The sequence below is a fragment of the Dethiosulfovibrio salsuginis genome, from assembly GCF_900177735.1.
Lineage (GTDB): Bacteria > Synergistota > Synergistia > Synergistales > Dethiosulfovibrionaceae > Dethiosulfovibrio > Dethiosulfovibrio salsuginis.
Genome location: NZ_FXBB01000048.1, coordinates 1 through 15,660 on the forward strand (window position 1 = coordinate 1; position 15,660 = coordinate 15,660).

14 protein-coding genes are annotated in these 15,660 nt (G+C 54.9%); 10 read left to right on the forward strand and 4 right to left on the reverse strand.

Features of this window, described 5'->3' with window-relative positions; genetic code table 11:
* Positions 1–594: 594 nt before the first annotated feature.
* On the forward strand, positions 595–2,079 hold the full coding sequence (locus B9Y55_RS12055) for an AMP-binding protein (RefSeq protein WP_085545606.1): 1,485 nt from the start codon (positions 595–597) through the stop codon (positions 2,077–2,079).
* A gap of 47 nt (positions 2,080–2,126) precedes the next feature.
* Here the strand turns inward: B9Y55_RS12055 and B9Y55_RS12060 are convergent, their stop codons facing one another.
* Positions 2,127–2,579 (reverse strand): ferritin-like domain-containing protein, encoded by a 453-nt coding sequence (locus B9Y55_RS12060; RefSeq protein WP_234986235.1) that lies wholly within the window; start codon positions 2,577–2,579, stop codon positions 2,127–2,129.
* 39 nt (positions 2,580–2,618) lie between these two features.
* The gene (locus tag B9Y55_RS12065; protein WP_085545608.1) at positions 2,619–3,218 is read right to left on the reverse strand and encodes a hypothetical protein; all 600 of its coding nucleotides are present in this window, start codon (positions 3,216–3,218) and stop codon (positions 2,619–2,621) included.
* A 162-nt stretch (positions 3,219–3,380) separates the two neighbouring features.
* Here B9Y55_RS12065 and B9Y55_RS12070 point away from each other — a divergent pair, with 162 nt between their 5' ends.
* On the forward strand, positions 3,381–4,358 hold the full coding sequence (locus B9Y55_RS12070) for a 2-hydroxyacid dehydrogenase (RefSeq protein WP_085545609.1): 978 nt from the start codon (positions 3,381–3,383) through the stop codon (positions 4,356–4,358).
* 249 nt (positions 4,359–4,607) lie between these two features.
* Here the strand turns inward: B9Y55_RS12070 and B9Y55_RS12075 are convergent, their stop codons facing one another.
* Positions 4,608–5,612 carry a potassium channel family protein gene (locus B9Y55_RS12075; RefSeq protein WP_085545610.1) on the reverse strand — a complete coding sequence of 335 codons (1,005 nt, stop codon included), beginning with the start codon at positions 5,610–5,612 and terminating at the stop codon, positions 4,608–4,610.
* Between the two features lie 317 nt (positions 5,613–5,929).
* On the opposite strand from B9Y55_RS12075, the gene xth reads away from it, so the two are divergent.
* The 8 genes from xth to B9Y55_RS12115 all read left to right on the forward strand — a co-directional run bounded on the left by xth (position 5,930) and on the right by B9Y55_RS12115 (position 13,457).
* Positions 5,930–6,715 carry an exodeoxyribonuclease III gene (xth, locus tag B9Y55_RS12080; protein ID WP_085545611.1) on the forward strand — a complete coding sequence of 262 codons (786 nt, stop codon included), beginning with the start codon at positions 5,930–5,932 and terminating at the stop codon, positions 6,713–6,715.
* 2 nt (positions 6,716–6,717) lie between these two features.
* A complete protein-coding gene (locus tag B9Y55_RS12085; protein WP_085545612.1) occupies positions 6,718–7,770 on the forward strand; it encodes a DmpA family aminopeptidase in 1,053 nt (350 codons plus the stop codon).
* Positions 7,767–9,254 (forward strand): YbaK/EbsC family protein, encoded by a 1,488-nt coding sequence (locus B9Y55_RS12090; protein ID WP_085545613.1) that lies wholly within the window; start codon positions 7,767–7,769, stop codon positions 9,252–9,254. The genes B9Y55_RS12085 and B9Y55_RS12090 overlap by 4 nt, the downstream gene beginning before the upstream one ends.
* Positions 9,255–9,367: 113 nt before the next feature.
* A complete protein-coding gene (gene grdA, locus B9Y55_RS12095; protein ID WP_085545614.1) occupies positions 9,368–9,844 on the forward strand; it encodes a glycine/sarcosine/betaine reductase complex selenoprotein A in 477 nt (158 codons plus the stop codon).
* A 192-nt stretch (positions 9,845–10,036) separates the two neighbouring features.
* Complete coding sequence (locus B9Y55_RS12100; protein WP_085545615.1) at positions 10,037–10,675, forward strand: cache domain-containing protein; 639 nt, start codon at positions 10,037–10,039, stop codon at positions 10,673–10,675.
* Positions 10,676–10,827: 152 nt separating this feature from the next.
* Positions 10,828–11,925 (forward strand): IS200/IS605 family element RNA-guided endonuclease TnpB, encoded by a 1,098-nt coding sequence (gene tnpB / locus B9Y55_RS12105; protein WP_085545616.1) that lies wholly within the window; start codon positions 10,828–10,830, stop codon positions 11,923–11,925.
* Between the two features lie 116 nt (positions 11,926–12,041).
* Entirely contained in the window at positions 12,042–12,800 is a 759-nt protein-coding gene (locus tag B9Y55_RS12110) for a methyl-accepting chemotaxis protein (RefSeq protein ID WP_085545617.1), read from the forward strand.
* A 9-nt stretch (positions 12,801–12,809) separates the two neighbouring features.
* Positions 12,810–13,457: a methyl-accepting chemotaxis protein gene (locus tag B9Y55_RS12115; protein ID WP_268753310.1), complete on the forward strand. Its 648-nt coding sequence runs from the start codon at positions 12,810–12,812 to the stop codon at positions 13,455–13,457.
* A gap of 37 nt (positions 13,458–13,494) precedes the next feature.
* Here the strand turns inward: B9Y55_RS12115 and B9Y55_RS12120 are convergent, their stop codons facing one another.
* Entirely contained in the window at positions 13,495–15,246 is a 1,752-nt protein-coding gene (locus tag B9Y55_RS12120; RefSeq protein ID WP_085545619.1) for a C69 family dipeptidase, read from the reverse strand.
* Between the last annotated feature and the right edge of the window lie 414 nt (positions 15,247–15,660).

Consider the following 15,660-nt stretch of genomic DNA (forward strand, 5'->3'; position numbering starts at 1 on the left):
TCTGAGAGAACCTTGGGGTCGATCGTGTGAAATTTCACAACGACGTTGTCGGGAAGGACGGAGCGGGTCAAATGGCTCTCGAGGGAGCTGTCTCCTAAGATGGCAACGTCAACAAAGATCGGTTGTATCATAAAACCACTCCTTACCTGTCAAGTCGACCTAAAGGGGACCTCTAAAAACTCACACTTGAGTCCCCTCGGAGAGACCGTCCCGCCTGCGCCCTGTCTCGCCCAATCGTATACTCGACCTGCCTGTTCCGTACGAACCGCCTCGGAGGGCACGTCCTGTGCCCCCTCGGCTTGGGGCGACGTCCTCTCGCCCCATTCTACTACACGACGGCAGGTCGAAAATACGGGCTCGAATGGGCTACGTCGGAACGATCTCTCCGAGGAATAGCTTTTTTAGAGATGCCCTAAAGTACGTGAAAACTCGTTCTCTCCCTATGATACCACTGGGTGACAAAAGTGTATCGGTGTTTTCCCCCTGGTTTTTTGGACAGTTGAGCCGGTTCATAATAAAATGGTTCTCGTTTACCGCTTATATGGCGATAGATTCCAGAGGTGAAATATCAGATTGTAACAGGAGGCGGTATCTGTGGGGGAGAACGATTTAACGAGACTTGAACATCCTATCGATTTGCTTATAGAGAGAGATGGAGATAGAGAGGCCCTTTGGTGGGGGGGAAGGTGGATAACCAGGAAAGAGCTGGATCGTGTGGCAAGGGAGAATCAGGGGAAACTGTCCCAGGCCGGTTTTGGCAGAGGACACAGGCTGGTTACCCTGATGCCAAACTGCCCTGCTTTCTTGGCTCTGGCCTTAGCTGTGTGGAGGCTAGAAGGGACGTTGGTGCCCTTGAACCATCGCTCTGGCTCGGAGGTGCTTCTTCCGACTCTGGATCTGGTGGACCCCTTTACGGTGGTCTACGGAGAGGCGGACGTCAAGACCGGCGATCTGGTTGCTTCCTATCCCTCCTCCGTTGTGGATCAAGACGGTGTCCTCCAGGAGGTCAAAGGGGCCCAAGGCAGCGAGGTGACCGATCCCGATTTTGCGGTCATATTCGCCACCTCCGGGACTACCGGCCTTCCTAAGGCGGTTCCCCTGACCCACGGTAACCTTATGGACAACGTCGACAGGTGTTGGGAGTTTTTGGGTTTTTCCCAGGAGGACAGGATCCTCTGGGTCCTTCCGAACTTCCACTCCTTCGGGCTGACCTTAGGGGGATTGATGGGGCTTGTAAGAGGGGCCAGACAGATTGTAGTTCCCCTGTTTATGCCTCCTGCGGCGACCTTGGAGGCCATCCACTCCGGTGGGGCAACGGTGCTTTTGCTCGTCCCCGCTATGGTGGAGTTCATGAAGCGGGCCATTCAGCACGGAGCCCCAAAACCGGAGACCGTCAGAATGGTGGTTACCGGAGGGGACAGGCTGAACCTGGAGCTTGACTCCGCCGCGGTGGAGTTCCTAGGTGTCCCTATCCTCGAGGGCTACGGCACCACCGAGTGTTCGCCGGTTGTGGCGGTAAACAGATGTTACGACAGTAGAAAGCTCGGGACCATCGGTGAGATTTTGCCTGGCTACTCCTGGGAGGTCAGAGACGACTCGGGAAGGGCCGTTGGACCGGGGGAGGACGGCATACTCTGGGTCAAAGGTCCATCGGTGTTCGGTGGATATTACAAGGCACCGGAGATATCCAGCGAAAAGCTCGTAGACCGATGGTACGACACCGGCGACGTGGTCAGGTACGACGAGGAGGGTTATATCACCGTACTCGACAGGGTGAGCGACCTCATCATAGTAGGTGGCTTTAACGTCTATCCTCAGGAGGTAGAAAGGGTCCTGAACCGGCATCCTGCGGTGGCTCAGGCTGCGGTAGTGGCCACCGATCACCCTGTTCAGGGTCAGATAGGCAGGGCCTTCGTCGTCCTGAAGGAAGGGACCTCCGCCACCTCCAGGGAGATGATCTCCTTCTGTAAGGGCAAGCTGGCTCACTACAAAATACCTCGGGTGTTCGACTTCGTCGATTCTCTGCCTATGTCTCCATCGGGCAAGATACTAAGGCGGGAGCTTCGAGGAAGGGATTAGTAAAGCACAGGAGACGGCCAGGTTTACCGGTCGTCTCCTGTGCTTTACTAAAAGGCCTTAAAGCCGACAAAATCCTCTCTGATGGCTAGATATCTCTTTTTAGCGGTCTCCATATGGTTCTCTTCCATCTCTTTGAGCTTTAAAAACATATCCCTGGTCTCGCCGGAGGCCTCTTCAGCCATCCTGCCGTAAAGTTCAGAGGCCCTCATCTCGGAGAGATAGGCAGCAGAGGCTATTCTGAGAAGGCTGGTGACGTCGCCGAAGTCGGAGGTCTGGACCTTGAGCTCCGGTTCCACCACGATATCCGGGTTCCGCTGGAAAGGCTCTCCAAACTGCTTTATGTAAAGCTTCTTTAGCCCTTCCTCGTGTTCCTTTTCCCATTCCGAAAGCTCTAAAAGCTCCCTTTTGAGGTAGTCTTTGTCGGTGTTCTCCGACCAGGCCAGGTAAAACTCGCTTGCCTCCATCTCCGCGTGGATCGCCAGGTTTAAAGATTCTCTCATTCCCACGATTCATTCCCCTCCTTTTATTCTGTCTCCCCTTCAGGACGACAAAGTGGCCCCTATTCTGATGGCGACAGGGATCGTCTGGTCCACTATCTCTATCAGCCGAAACAGGGCAATTCCCGATTTTATGACCTCTGTGTCCGAGGACTTCGCCATCGCCTCTAAGGTGCCTTCCCTCATCAGAGGCAGTTTTTTTCTGGAGGGAGGTACCGACGTGCCAGGCATAAATCTCCTGACAGGGGAGGGGGTGATGTCCTCAAGGATGCTCTCTATGTAGGGAAGAAGCTGTTCCAGTATGCCGTTCATCCTCTCGTCCTGTCCGCAGTTGACGAGCACCGCCAGGTTTGCCGCCTCACTCAGGGACTTCGATAGGTTCAGCAGCTCCCTCTCTATAGGTTGATCCGATATGGACTCATTCTCCTGAAAGAACAGCTCCTCGACGATATGGCCGTTTCTCGCCGCCTGAGCCAGGGCTGAGGTGTCCCCCTCTTTCAATCCTCTCATGGTTCCTCTCAGAGAAGCGACGGTAGCGGTACACATCTGATTTATGAGTGGAGACATCTTCGGTGTGTTGGAACTGGAGGAACATTCTTTTCTCTTTACCTTCAATCTAGGTAGACTGTCTTCGTATCTCATGGCACCACCGCCTTTTTAGGCCTATTTTACATCCTAAAGGGCTAAAATCGAAGGGGTAGCGGCGATAAAAGGGGTCTCTAGGGGCTGACCATCGCTGATCTTTATCCCGTTATCCTTAAGGTGTAAAATGGCATCAAGGTAGAGCGATAAGGAGGGGTTTTTATGAGCAAAAGGATAGGGATCTCCTTCGGCCCTAAGGGGATCGAGGAGAAGGCGAAAAGGATATTAGGGGATAAAGGGGAGATAGTGTGGCTTTCCGAGGAGTCCGATAGGGTTGGGGCTATCGAAAGGTGCGATCTGGTGCTAGGCCAGTTTTTCTCTGAGAAGGAATTCTCCCCTGAGGAATGGGGAGCTCTGGAGAGGGTTCCGGCGGTCCACACCGTTTCCGCTGGGGTGGATCAGGTTCCTGTGGGCCGTCTAGGTGCCCACACCGATCTGTACGCCAACGTAGGAGGGTGGGCCCCTCCTATAGCGGAGCACGTCCTGGCTATGGCCCTGTGTTGTTCCAGGAGGCTCGTTCAGCAGACCAATGACATGGCGTCGGGGGATTTCAAATATCTGGGCTACGGCCTTAAAACCCTTAAAGGCAAGGTCGCCCTTATGGTTGGCTACGGAGGAATAGCAAGGGAGACCGCTAAAGAGCTGTCGACCTTCGGCATGGAGGTCCAGGGGCTGGGTCGATCGGTACCAGAGGACCCTCTTCTGTCCAAAGGCTGGGCGATAGAGGATCTCAAAGCCGCCCTAGCCGGTGCGGAACTTGTGGTGATATGTCTTCCTCTCAACTCCCGGACAAAAGGTCTGTTCGATCGGTCGGTTCTCTCCGCTATGAAGGAGGACTGTATCTTCGTCAACATAGCCAGGGCGGCCATCGTGGACGAGAGGGCACTATACGAGAGGGCGGCGTCCTGTCCAAACTTTCTAGTCGCCCTGGACGTCTGGTGGGACGAGCCTCGGGAGGGCGGCGAGTTTAAGACCGAGACCCCCCTTCTGGAGTTGCCGAACGTAGTGGGCTCCGCCCATAACTCCAACCAGACCGAGATAGCTATGGATCATGCCCTGGAAGTCGCTATGGAAAACTGCGGTCGAATACTCACAGGCGATAAGGCCCAGGGCAGGATCGATAAAGGAGAGTACCTTTAGGGAACCTCTACAAACTCACTTTCGAGTCCCCTCGGAGAGATCGTTCCGCCTACGCCCTGTTTCGCCCAATCGTATACTCGACCTGCCTGTTTCGTACGAACCGCCTCGGAGGGCACGTCCTGTGCCCCCTCGGCTTGGGGCGACGTCCTGTCGCCCCATTCGTTCTACACGACGGCAGGTCGAGTATACGGGCTCAAATGGGCTACGTCGGAACGATCTCTCCGAGGATTAGAGTTTTTAGAGGTGTCTTTAGGTCGCGGCACCTTTGAGTGCATCTCTTAGGGAGGCGATGTGATGTCTTTCCCCGAAGACCATTATCCTGTCGCCTCCCATTATCCTCTGACTTCCTTTAGGGTTGTATATGGCGTCTCCCTCGTTCTTCAGTATTGCCAGAATCGTCACGTCGTAGGCGTTTCTGAAGTCCAGCTCTATGAGGTTTTTCCCCGCCATGGAGGATCCCTCCCATACGGTGATCGTCGAGAAGTCCAGATCCAGCTTTCTGGAGATGACCACCAGATCCATCAGATCGGCCACCGATGGCTTTAGAGATGCCCTGACGAGAGATGCGGCTCCTGCCTCGACGGGGTTTACCACTCTATCTACCCCCGCTTTGGTGAGGACCGATACCGACTTGGCGTCGTTTGCCCTGGCCACGATCCTGATGGACTTGCATATAGACCTGGCGGTGAGGGCTACGTAGACAGTCTCTGCGTCGCTGTCTAAGGTGATTATCAGACCCTTAGCCCTGGCTAGCCCCGCTTTTTCGAGAACCTCCTCCTCGCTGGCGTCGCCGAAAACCATAGGCATCCCTCTATCTCGGGCATCTACCACTTTTTCCTCGTTTTTGTCGATGACCGCGAAGGGGACCTCCTCGTTTACCAGTATATCCGCCACCTGTCTGCCGTATCGTCCCAGGCCGCATATTATCCAGTGATCCTGCATTTTGACTATCCTCCTGTCGTGTCCTTTGCCTAAAGAAGATTTCAGATGGTGGCTGAAAAAATTCTGGCTGACTATGCCTATGGCGTATCCAACGGTGCCCAGACTGGCGGCTATAAGAAGGGCGAGGAATATCTTCTCCGGCCCCTCTATCCCTGGAGGTGCGCCGTAACCCACTGTCGATACGGTGGTAGCGGTGTAGAATATGGCGTCAATCCAGGAGAGTTGGAGAAAGAACCTCATACCCAGGATTCCTATAATAGTAACGGCGGAGATCCAACCTATAAGATACCGGGTCTGCCTGTCTGTGGACATGAACGTACTTCCCCTTTCGGTGGTGTAGAATAGGTTGATCTAGAGGGAACCTCTAAAAACTCACATTTGGGTCCCCTCGGAGAGACCGTCCCGCCTACGCCCTGGCCCAATCGTATACTCGACCTGCCTGTTTCGTACGAACCGCCTTGGAGGGCACGTCCTGTGCCCCCTCGGCTTGGGGCGACGTCCTGTCGCCCCATTCGTACTACACTACGGCAGGTCGAGTATACGGGCTCGAAGGGGCTCCGTCGGGACGATCTCTCCGAGGGTCAGAGTTTTTAGATGTGCCCTAAAACAGGAAAGGAAGGGATCGTCAGTTGAGCTGGACAGTCGCAACCTTTAACGTGAACTCCGTCAGAAGCCGTCTCCCAATTCTGGAGCGGTGGCTCGACAATAATAGCAAACCGGATGTCCTGTGTCTTCAGGAGACCAAGACCCAGGACGAGACTTTCCCCCTGGAGTGGTTCACCGACAGAGGCTACTCGGTGTCCTTCCGTGGGCAGAAAAGCTACAACGGGGTGGCCCTGGCCAGCCTGAAAGAGCCAAGCGAGGTTGTCTTTGGCCTGGTCGACGGCGACCTTCGTCCCTTCGACACCAGGGCCATATCCGCCCGATTCGGGTCACTCTGGGTGGTAAACACCTACGTGCCTCAGGGGAAATCCATCGACCACGACGATTACGGCGTGAAGCAGGATTTTCTCCTGAAGACCGGCTCTATGGTATCGACTATGGCTGAGGAAGGGGAGGTCCTGTGGGTCGGGGATATGAACGTAGCCCCCCAGGAGATGGATCTGACCAACCCTAAGACCAAAGGGAACCACGTCTGCTTCCATTCGGTTATCAAAGAGGTATTCGCCAGGGCCAGCTCCGACCTGGTGGACGTCTTCAGAAAACACAGGCCCGATCCTGGGGAGTTCTCCTTCTGGGATTACCGGGTGAAAGACGCCCTCTCCAGAAACATAGGCTGGAGGATCGACCATATATTGGCGTCTCCCGGTTTAGCCGACAGGTCTCTGGACAGCTGGGTGGACAGAGAGCCAAGATCGTGGGAAAAACCCTCCGACCACACCCCCGTCCTGGCGTCCTTTGAGGGGGTTATCTAGCGGTGCCGAGGCTCAGGGAATTAGGCGTGGAGATCGGTATCATACCTACGGGGCCTAACAACACCATCTGCGACGTGTCGGGGGTCAAGGTGGGCCACGTCACCCTAGACGACGGCCCGGTTAAGACCGGGGTCACCGCCGTAGTCCCCGGAGATGGCAACCTCTTCAGGGATAAGCTGGTGGCGGCCTGTCACGTCATAAACGGCTTTGGTAAATCCGCCGGTCTGGTCCAGATAGAGGAGTTGGGAACCATTGAAACTCCCATAGTCCTGACCAACACCTTTTCGGTAGGTGACTGCCTTAGGGGGCTAGTCCAGTATATGCTCGGTCAGGACGACGGTATCGGCCGCTCCTCCGGTACCGTCAATCCGGTGGTATGTGAGTGCAACGACGGCTATCTCAACGATATAAGGGCCCTTAAAGTGATTCCCTCTCACGTGGCGCAGGCCATAGAGTCGGCCTCCACGGACTTTGAAATGGGCGACGTCGGCGCAGGAAAGGGAATGTCCTGCTACCAGCTAAAAGGTGGCATAGGTAGTGCCTCTCGGGTGGTGGATCTGGACGGCCAGATCTATACGGTAGGGGTTTTGGTCCTATCCAATTTCGGGGAGACCAGGGACCTGCTGGTGGACGGCGTAAAGGCAGGCAGGGCTATAGAGGCCGTACTTTCTCAGGAGGCGTTAAAGGAGCAGGGGTCGATCATCGCCGTGGTGGCTACCGATGCCCCTATGACCTCAAGGCAGCTAAAGAGGCTCTGCAAAAGGGCCTCGGTGGGCATAGTCAGGACAGGGGCCTATATAGGCCACGGAAGCGGCGAAATAACCCTGGCTTTCTCCACCGCCAACAGGGTGTCCCACGACGGCAAGGGCCCTTTATCCCTAAACGTAGTGAGCGATAACTGGTCGAACCGCTTCTTCCGGGCGGTGGTCGAGGCCACCGAGGAATCGGTCCTCGATTCTATGATCTGCGCGAAAACGGTGGAGGGAAGGGACGGCCACGTCAGAAGAAGTCTGGTGGAGTTCCTGGATATCGTGCTTAAGGAGGGTAACCGTTGAACCTTTCGGATATACTTGCCCCTATAACCAAAAAGACCCCCGCTAAGCTCAAAGACCGAGGTATAGCGGCGATGGTACAAGGGGGCTACGGGCTGTGGAACCCTAACGCAGGGAGGGTTATGAGGCTCCCCTTAGGGCAGATGTTGGACTCCAAGCTGGAGACCTCGATTTTGGCCTCGGTGGCCCGGTGGACGCCTCAGATGGTGAGCTGTCCCGTCCCTGAGGGAGCTATGGCCATCGTGGTGAGGCAGATAAAGAGATCCTCCCAGCTTCCGGTGCTCTTCGCCCAGAGGGTGGACGACTACCTCGAGTTTCAGGGGTACGATCTGGATAAAGAGGACGGAGTCGGTCAGGCCATGTCCATCCTTCGGTCCGTAGGCATCGCCCTCGCCGAAAAGGGGCTGTCTCTGAGGAGGCTCGACGAGACGGTCAGGGAGGGAGTCCGCTGCAGACTGGTGTACGCCGGTGAAAAAGGCGACCTAGGCTCTATAGATGGCCTTCGCTGCCGATGTGGCTGGATCGGCGGTCCTTCCTCCTCTATGGCCTTTGGCGGATCTCCCTCCGTCGAGGAAGAGGGGCTCCAGAAGGTCCATACCCCAGGGGTAGGGACTATCGAGGAGCTCTGTGGATTTCTGTCGGTCACCGCGGACCGTACCGTCAAGACCATGTGCTTTGCCGACGAAGATGGAGCACTGGTGGCAGCGTTGGTCAGAGGGGACAGGAAAATCTCCCTGGATAAACTCTCCTTCGCAGTAGGGAAGGACCTCCATCCCGCCTCAGATCAGGAACTGAAGGCCGTCTTAGGCGATCTGGCGGGGTTTTTAGGGCCCATAGGCCTACCTGACAAGGTCTCCCTGTGGGCGGACAGTTCGGTTGAGGGAATTTCCTGGGCGGTTGTGGGAGCCAACGAAAAGGACTATCATATAATAGGGGCCCGGTGGGAAAGGGACTTTTCCTGCCCCGTCGCCGATCTGGCCATGATGGAGCCCGGCGACCTGTGTCCTCTTTGCGGTAACCCTCTGACCTCCGGGACGGCGGTATCTCTGGCGACTTTGGAGCTGTGGAACACCTGGGCCGACGGGGAACCCTCTTTGACCTACGTTGACCAGGCTAACCGAAAGCAGAAGCCCTTTAGCTGGGTCCTTCGGCTGGACATGGTGGCCCTTGAAGGGGCTCTGTTCAGAGGGGATAAACTACCCCTATCGTTGGTTCCCTTTCCCGTTATGATCTGTCCCGACTCGAGGGACGACCTGTCCTCCTCGTCCTCTTTGACCGTGGCTTTGGAGAGAAAGGGTATCCCCTCCCTCCTGGACGATCGTGGGACCGAGGTCGATAGGTCCAGGTCCGATAGCTTTAGCCTTAAGGTGCCCATCTTCTGTGTCCTCCGAGGGGACTCGCTGGAGATAAATAGAGCGGACAAGGACAGCTATACCGTTCCCCTGGAGGAAGGAGTAGACTCTATTCTGTCCTGTCTCAACCTTTAAAAAAAGGAATAGGGGGCTAGGATTTTTCGCCTTATCGGTTATAATAGGGCGACCAAGATCGATACAGGCCTGTCAGGCCTTCCGATTATAAAAAGCTGGAGGAGGTGACAAACATGGGCAAATTAGCTGGAAAGAAGTTGATCCTTCTCGGCGAGAGAGACGGTGTACCCGCTCCCGCCATGGAATCTTGCTTCAAAAACAGTGGTGCAGAGGTAATCTTTGCGGTGACCGAGTGCTTCGTCTGAACTGCGGCGGGAGCGATGGACCTGCAGAACCAGCAGCGCGTCAAAGACGCTGCTGAAAAGTACGGCGCTGAAAACGTTGTAGTCGTACTGGGATCCTCCGATGCGGAAGGCGCAGAGATTTACGCCGAGACCGTGTGTAACGGAGACCCCACCTATGCAGGACCTCTCGCCGGCGTCCCGTTGGGACTCGCCGTTTACGATATTTTCGAGCAGGAAATCCGCGACGAAGCGGACCCAGAGGAGTGGGAGAACCAGATCAGCATGATGGAAATGGTTCTTGAGCCTGAAGCTCTCGCTGAGGCCGTCAAAGGCATCAGGGAGCAGTACTCCAAGTTCACCCTCTAATCTTCAAAAAGACATAAAAAAGCGGAAGGCCTTTAGGTCTTCCGCTTTTTTATGTCTTTCGTTTTATCGTGATAAAAAGATGAAGTTTATGGCCAAAAATGATTCTATTTGCCTCTTGTCCCGTAGCTGTATTCCCTGTTTTGTAACGGATGGCCGTTATAGAATATAGCTACATTGGGAGGTGTTGGTTTCATGAGTATAAAGAGTAAGTTTTTGTCCATGTTCCTCTTTGTCACGGTGGTGGTGGCTGTGATGACCGGTATTACCTACCGAAGAAGCAGCGTCATTCTCACCGATCAGGTTATGGCCGTCGGTGTGGAGACGGTGTCCACTTCCTCCAGGGCTCTGGAGGAGTATATGGCTAAAATTATGGCTATGGTGGACAACAGTGCCCTGACCATCGGTTCCCTGTGGTACGATCCCGTCAATAGAGGTCAGATCCCTATGGAGGATCTTATGGTGGAGATCACTGAACTTAACAAAAAACGGGGAATCCTGTCGGTGTATTTCGGAGCCGAAGGCGATGGGGCCTTCTCCGAAGGGCTTCGGGTCAGGCTCGGCAGTGACTACGACCCTAGAAAGAGATCCTGGTACACCGATGCGGCTGCAAACCCCGGCAAGGTGGTGGTGACCGAACCTTACCTCAGTGCGGACAGCGGAAAGCCCCTTTTCTCCGTGGCTAAGGCGGTTTTTGACCAGGGGAAGCTGGTCGGTGTCTTTGGGGCGGACGTGGCTATGGGTGTTATCACCGACTTCGCCGGAGGTCTTAGGGTCCTTGGGGAAGGCTATGCCCTGCTTTTAACATGCCAAGCGGAATTTCCCATCTTCTAAGCCAAAGGCGAAAGGTGGGGATGGATAGCTTGTCGCCAATAGGCGATAAATCTTGTTTTTTATCTACTCAGTGGTGTAGGATATAAATAGGGTGATGAAGATGCTGCTAGACACAAACAACCATTCAGTAGGGCAAAAAGCGAGGTGAGATCATGCTAAGAGCCTATAAATATCGTATATATCCTAATATGGAGCAAAAAAGCTACTTTGCCAAGTGTTTCGGCTGTGTTCGTTTTATCTATAACAGAATGCTGTCGGACAAGATTGAGCATTATAAAACGACAGGGAAGATGCTGTATAACACCCCAGCAAAGTACAAAAAAGAGTTTGAATGGCTGAGAGAGGTCGATAGTCTGGCTCTTGCCAACGCTCAACTAAATCTGCAAAAGGCCTATTTGAATTTTTTCAAAAAACCAAGTGTGGGATTTCCTAAGTTCAAGTCCAAAAAATCTCATGTAGACACCTATACGACCAATAATCAAAAAGGAACGGTGGCTATTGAGGACGGTCGTATAAAGCTACCTAAGCTTAAATCAAGGGTCAAGATCAAGCAACATCGAACCTTTGAAGGCAAAATCAAGTCTTGCACGATCTCCCATGTGCCGTCAGGGAAATATTTCGTATCCATATTGGTCGATACCGAGGTGGAAAAGCTCCCTGCATCCACGAACAAAGTGGGAGTGGACGTGGGGATAAAAAACTTTGCCATATGCTCTAACGGCGAAACCTACGAGAACCCCAGATGGCTCAAAAGGTCGGAAAAGCGGCTGGTAAAACTACAGAAGGACCTGTCTCGTAAGGTTAAAGGCAGCAAAAACAGACAGAAGGCAAGGCTAAAGGTCGCCAAACTGCACGGTAAGATAGCGGACCAAAGACGTGACTTTTTACACAAGGTCAGCACCGAGATCATTCGCGAAAACCAAGCTATAGTGATCGAGGACCTTAGAGTAAAAAACATGTTGAAAAACCATTGTCTCGCTAAAGCCATATCGGAGGTTTCATGGAGCATGTTCAGATCGATGCTGGAGTATAAAGCCCTGTGGTACGGCAGAGATCTGATAATAGCTGGGGCAAATTATGCCAGCTCCCAACTGTGCTCTGAATGTGGCTACAAAAACCCACTGGTAAAGGATTTAGCCCTAAGGGAGTGGGTATGTCCAAGCTGCGGCACACACCACGACAGGGACGTAAATGCGGCACAAAACCTACTGAAACTAGCGCTGCCCACCGAAATTAGCACGGCAGTGTAGCTTTGGTACTCACGAGGTCGGGACGACCTTCAGAGCCTGGGGAAACTTGTCTCGTTAGAGATATTGACCAGGAAGCCCCCACTTCTATAAGTGGGGGTAGTTCACGCTCAGAGGGAATGGTGGTAGTCGGCGCTGACGATAAGGACACCATGAAGCTCAATCTTCTTAGGGATCAAGTTCCTCCGTCGGTCAAGGATATGGCGATGGACATGACCTCCGGAAGGTCCGGTTACAGGACCGTAGACGACAGAGGGGAGCCGTCGTGGGCCTTTTATCGCTCTACGTCCTCCGGTCTGTCCCTAGCGGTTATATACCCCAATTCGGCGGTGTCCGCTCTGGTCAGGAGCCTGACCTATCGCCTTCTGGTGGTGTCGGTTCTCTCGATCCTGGCCATCTCTCTGGCTATTGCGGTGACCTACCGAGGTATAGACAGGCCTCTTAGGGCGGTGGCCGCCCTCGCCGAGAGAGTGGGAAGAGGCGATCTCTCGGTTGACCTGGAATCGGTTGGCTACAACTGCAAAGACTCCCTTGGGGCCATGATAAAGGCCCTCTCTTCCATGGTTGACGGACTTAAGGGCACCGTTAGGGGCATATACTCTCAGAGCGAGATGATCGCCTCCAGCGCCGAAGGCCTTTCGTCCCTGAGCGACCAGTCCAGCGACGGCTCCGAAAGGGTCCTTAGGTCCATCATGGAGATATCCGCCCTGGCGGAGGAGAACTCCGCCGCGCTGGAACAGACCAACGCCGGTGTGGAGGAGGTTTCGTCGAGCACCACGATGGTGGCCGATTCCTCCGTCCAGGGGGCCGAGGCCGCCGACTCGGCGTCCAGGACCTCTCAGGAAGCTGTCGCCATGGTCGTCCAGGTCATAAACTGAATCAGGGACGTGGAGGGAAAGACCAAGCGTGCTATCGATACCATGACCACCTTGGAGGTCTCGGTCCAGTCCATATCGGGCTTTATCGATACCATAAACTCTATCGCCGATCAGACCAACCTATTGGCCCTTAACGCAGCCATAGAGGCAGCCAGAGCGGGGGAGGCGGGCAGAGGTTTTGCTGTGGTCGCAGAGGAGGTCCGTAAGCTGGCGGAGGAGTCCGCCCAGGCCTCCGGCCAGATAGGCTCCCTTATTGGGGAGTTGCAGTCCAAGACCAGGGAGACCGCCGCCATAAATCGGGAATCCGAGGAAGTCATGGAGAGGACGGTCATAGACGCCGACGGAGCTAGACAGGGATTGGACGAGGTCTTGAGGCAGATGTCTTTGCTCAACGAGTCCATGCAAAACATAGCCGCCTCGGCGGAGGAGCAGTCCGCATCCACCGGCGAGATAGCTCACGCCGTGGATATGGCCTCCAGATCGACCCAGGAGATGGCCGTCAAGGTGGGCTCGGTAAGGGATGGTGCCGAGAGCACGGTCAAGGTGTCCGAGGAGGTTGCCTCCCAGGCGGAGAGGCTCTCCTCTCTGGCCCAGGAGATCAAAAGAGGGGTGGAGCACTTCACGCTAGAGTCCCCTAAAGGTCTCTCGAAGGTGTGAAGGTAAAAGGACAGGAGAGGGCCTAGGCCCTCTCCTGTCAGTCTTTTTTGGTAACCTCGATAATAGTTTTCCCTACGATGTTTTGGCCCTCCTGGTCTTTGCCGTATAGCCAGAAGTCCCCTCTACAGGGTATGGCGCTCTCGGTGGCCTCCCTTACCCTGAACCGGACGGACCATCTACTTCCCTCTTGAGAGAGAGAACCTATCACCGGTTTGGCCCAGGATAGGGAGCTCTGCATTCCCTGCCCGAAGATCATGGTGCTCTCGATTACCGAGCTATCGTGGACGAAGCTTAAGGTTATCTCTCCGTATCGGTCGCCTTTGGTCATAGAGGACAGGTCGGACGACAGCTCCGTCTTAGGCAGGATTTTGTAGAGATACCGGGCCATGGAGGTGGCCTGTTCAGATTTATCGGAGGTCTGGCCTGTGAGGTACATGGCCCCTTTTTCACCGTCCTCCTGATATATGGACAGGGCTTTTTTCGCCACCTCATCGTCCTCGGCGAGCCAGACCCTCTCTACCTGCTCCAGGTGGGCTTTCACCTTTTCTGCCTCTCCGTCGTACTGGCCGTCCAGAAGGGACTGGAGGTCCTGCACCGCCCACCAGGCTAGACCGTCGTCGTAGTCGAAATCGGAGGGGTTAAAGGTAAACTGTCTCTCCAGCGCTGTCGAGCAATCCTCGACGAACTGCTCTTTAGGCATCCCTATAATACCTCCGTACCATGGGACGAAAGGAGAGGTACAGGGCCTTCCTGTGGCGGTCCACAGGGTGTTCAGCTCCGGTCTATCCCTGAACCTTATAACCAACGATTCCAGGGTGGTTCCGGTGCAGATCCTCCTGACCGACGTGTAGTGAGGGGAGAAGTCTTCGCCGTCTCTGATATCGTCGTCGGTGCCGTGATAGTGCTCCCTCAGGATATCCATGACGTCCTGAACGTCTACAGGTCTAGTGGGCTTCGCCGAGAACGGAAGGTCCGAGATCTCCCAGATCTTTCCGGTTATCTTTCTCAGGCCGTGAACGTGGCGGTAGGTGTTACCCGGTCTATTCCTGCTGTCGGGATCCTGGAAGGTGGCGGCGAAGTCGAACTCCCTTTCGTCTCCAACCAACCAGCCCTTCGACTCAGCCAGCTCCACCAGCCCGGGAGAGATGATGAACCTGGGATCGCCTACGACGACCTTGTCGATGGTGTAGTGGTTCGGCATGAAGGCTACCTCGTCGTCGTCGATTCTCCTGGCGCAGTAGTGTTTGCCCATAACTACCTGAATCATCCAGGCCTCGTCTTTGTCCGCTACGGTGTAGCACCTTCCCGATTGGCCGTAGCCGTAGCGGTCGAGGAGGTCGGTGGCTATGGCTACCCCCTCCCGAGCCGAGTTGGCCTTAGCCGCCAGAACCGTCCTGAGTTCGTAGACTATGCCTCCTCCTGAAAGGTCGGGCTCGTTGTCCTGTCTGGAGTCTTGACAGTTATCGCTGGCTATGAAGACTCCCTTTTCGTTCAGGTAGCAGTCCGCTCCCGATTGGCCAGGGATGGTCCTAACCTGGGACCAAATATAGCCTAAGGTGGGCCCTTCGATTTTCACCGACGAAGAACAGGGTTCAAAAGGACCGGTTATCCCTTCCTCCGAGGGGGGGACCAGATGCCTAGCCACCACCGCCCTGCCTGGGTCGTCCTCGTTGTGCCCCACGATGATCTGCCCTGTTGCAGAGGCGTCTTTGCCTACCACCACGCAGGTACAGGCCCAGGATCTTTTCGATAAAGCCAGAACTACCGCCAATACAATAGCCAAAATCATGATCGTAGATATAATCTTTCCCTCCCTGTTGCGTTTAAAAGGGCCCCCCTTGGGAGGCCCTAGGTCGCTTAGTTTTCACTGTAGCTCTCGTGGGTTATCACTAGGGTACCTCTAAAAACTCTAATTCTCGGAGAGACCGTCCCGACGGAGCCCATTTGAGCCCGTATAATCGACATGCCGTCGTGTAGTCGAATGGGGCGACAGGACGTCGCCCCAAGCCGAGGGGGCACAGGACGTGCCCTCCGAGGCGGTTCGTACGGAACAGGCAGGTCGAGTATACGCCTGGGCGAAACAGGGCGTAGGCGGGACGATCTCTCCGAGGAGACTCGAATGTGATTTGTTAGAGATGCCCTTTAGGGTAGTTCCTATTATAGTCGGAGAGTTATCCAAATAGCCATATCCCTAGCGTAGCTA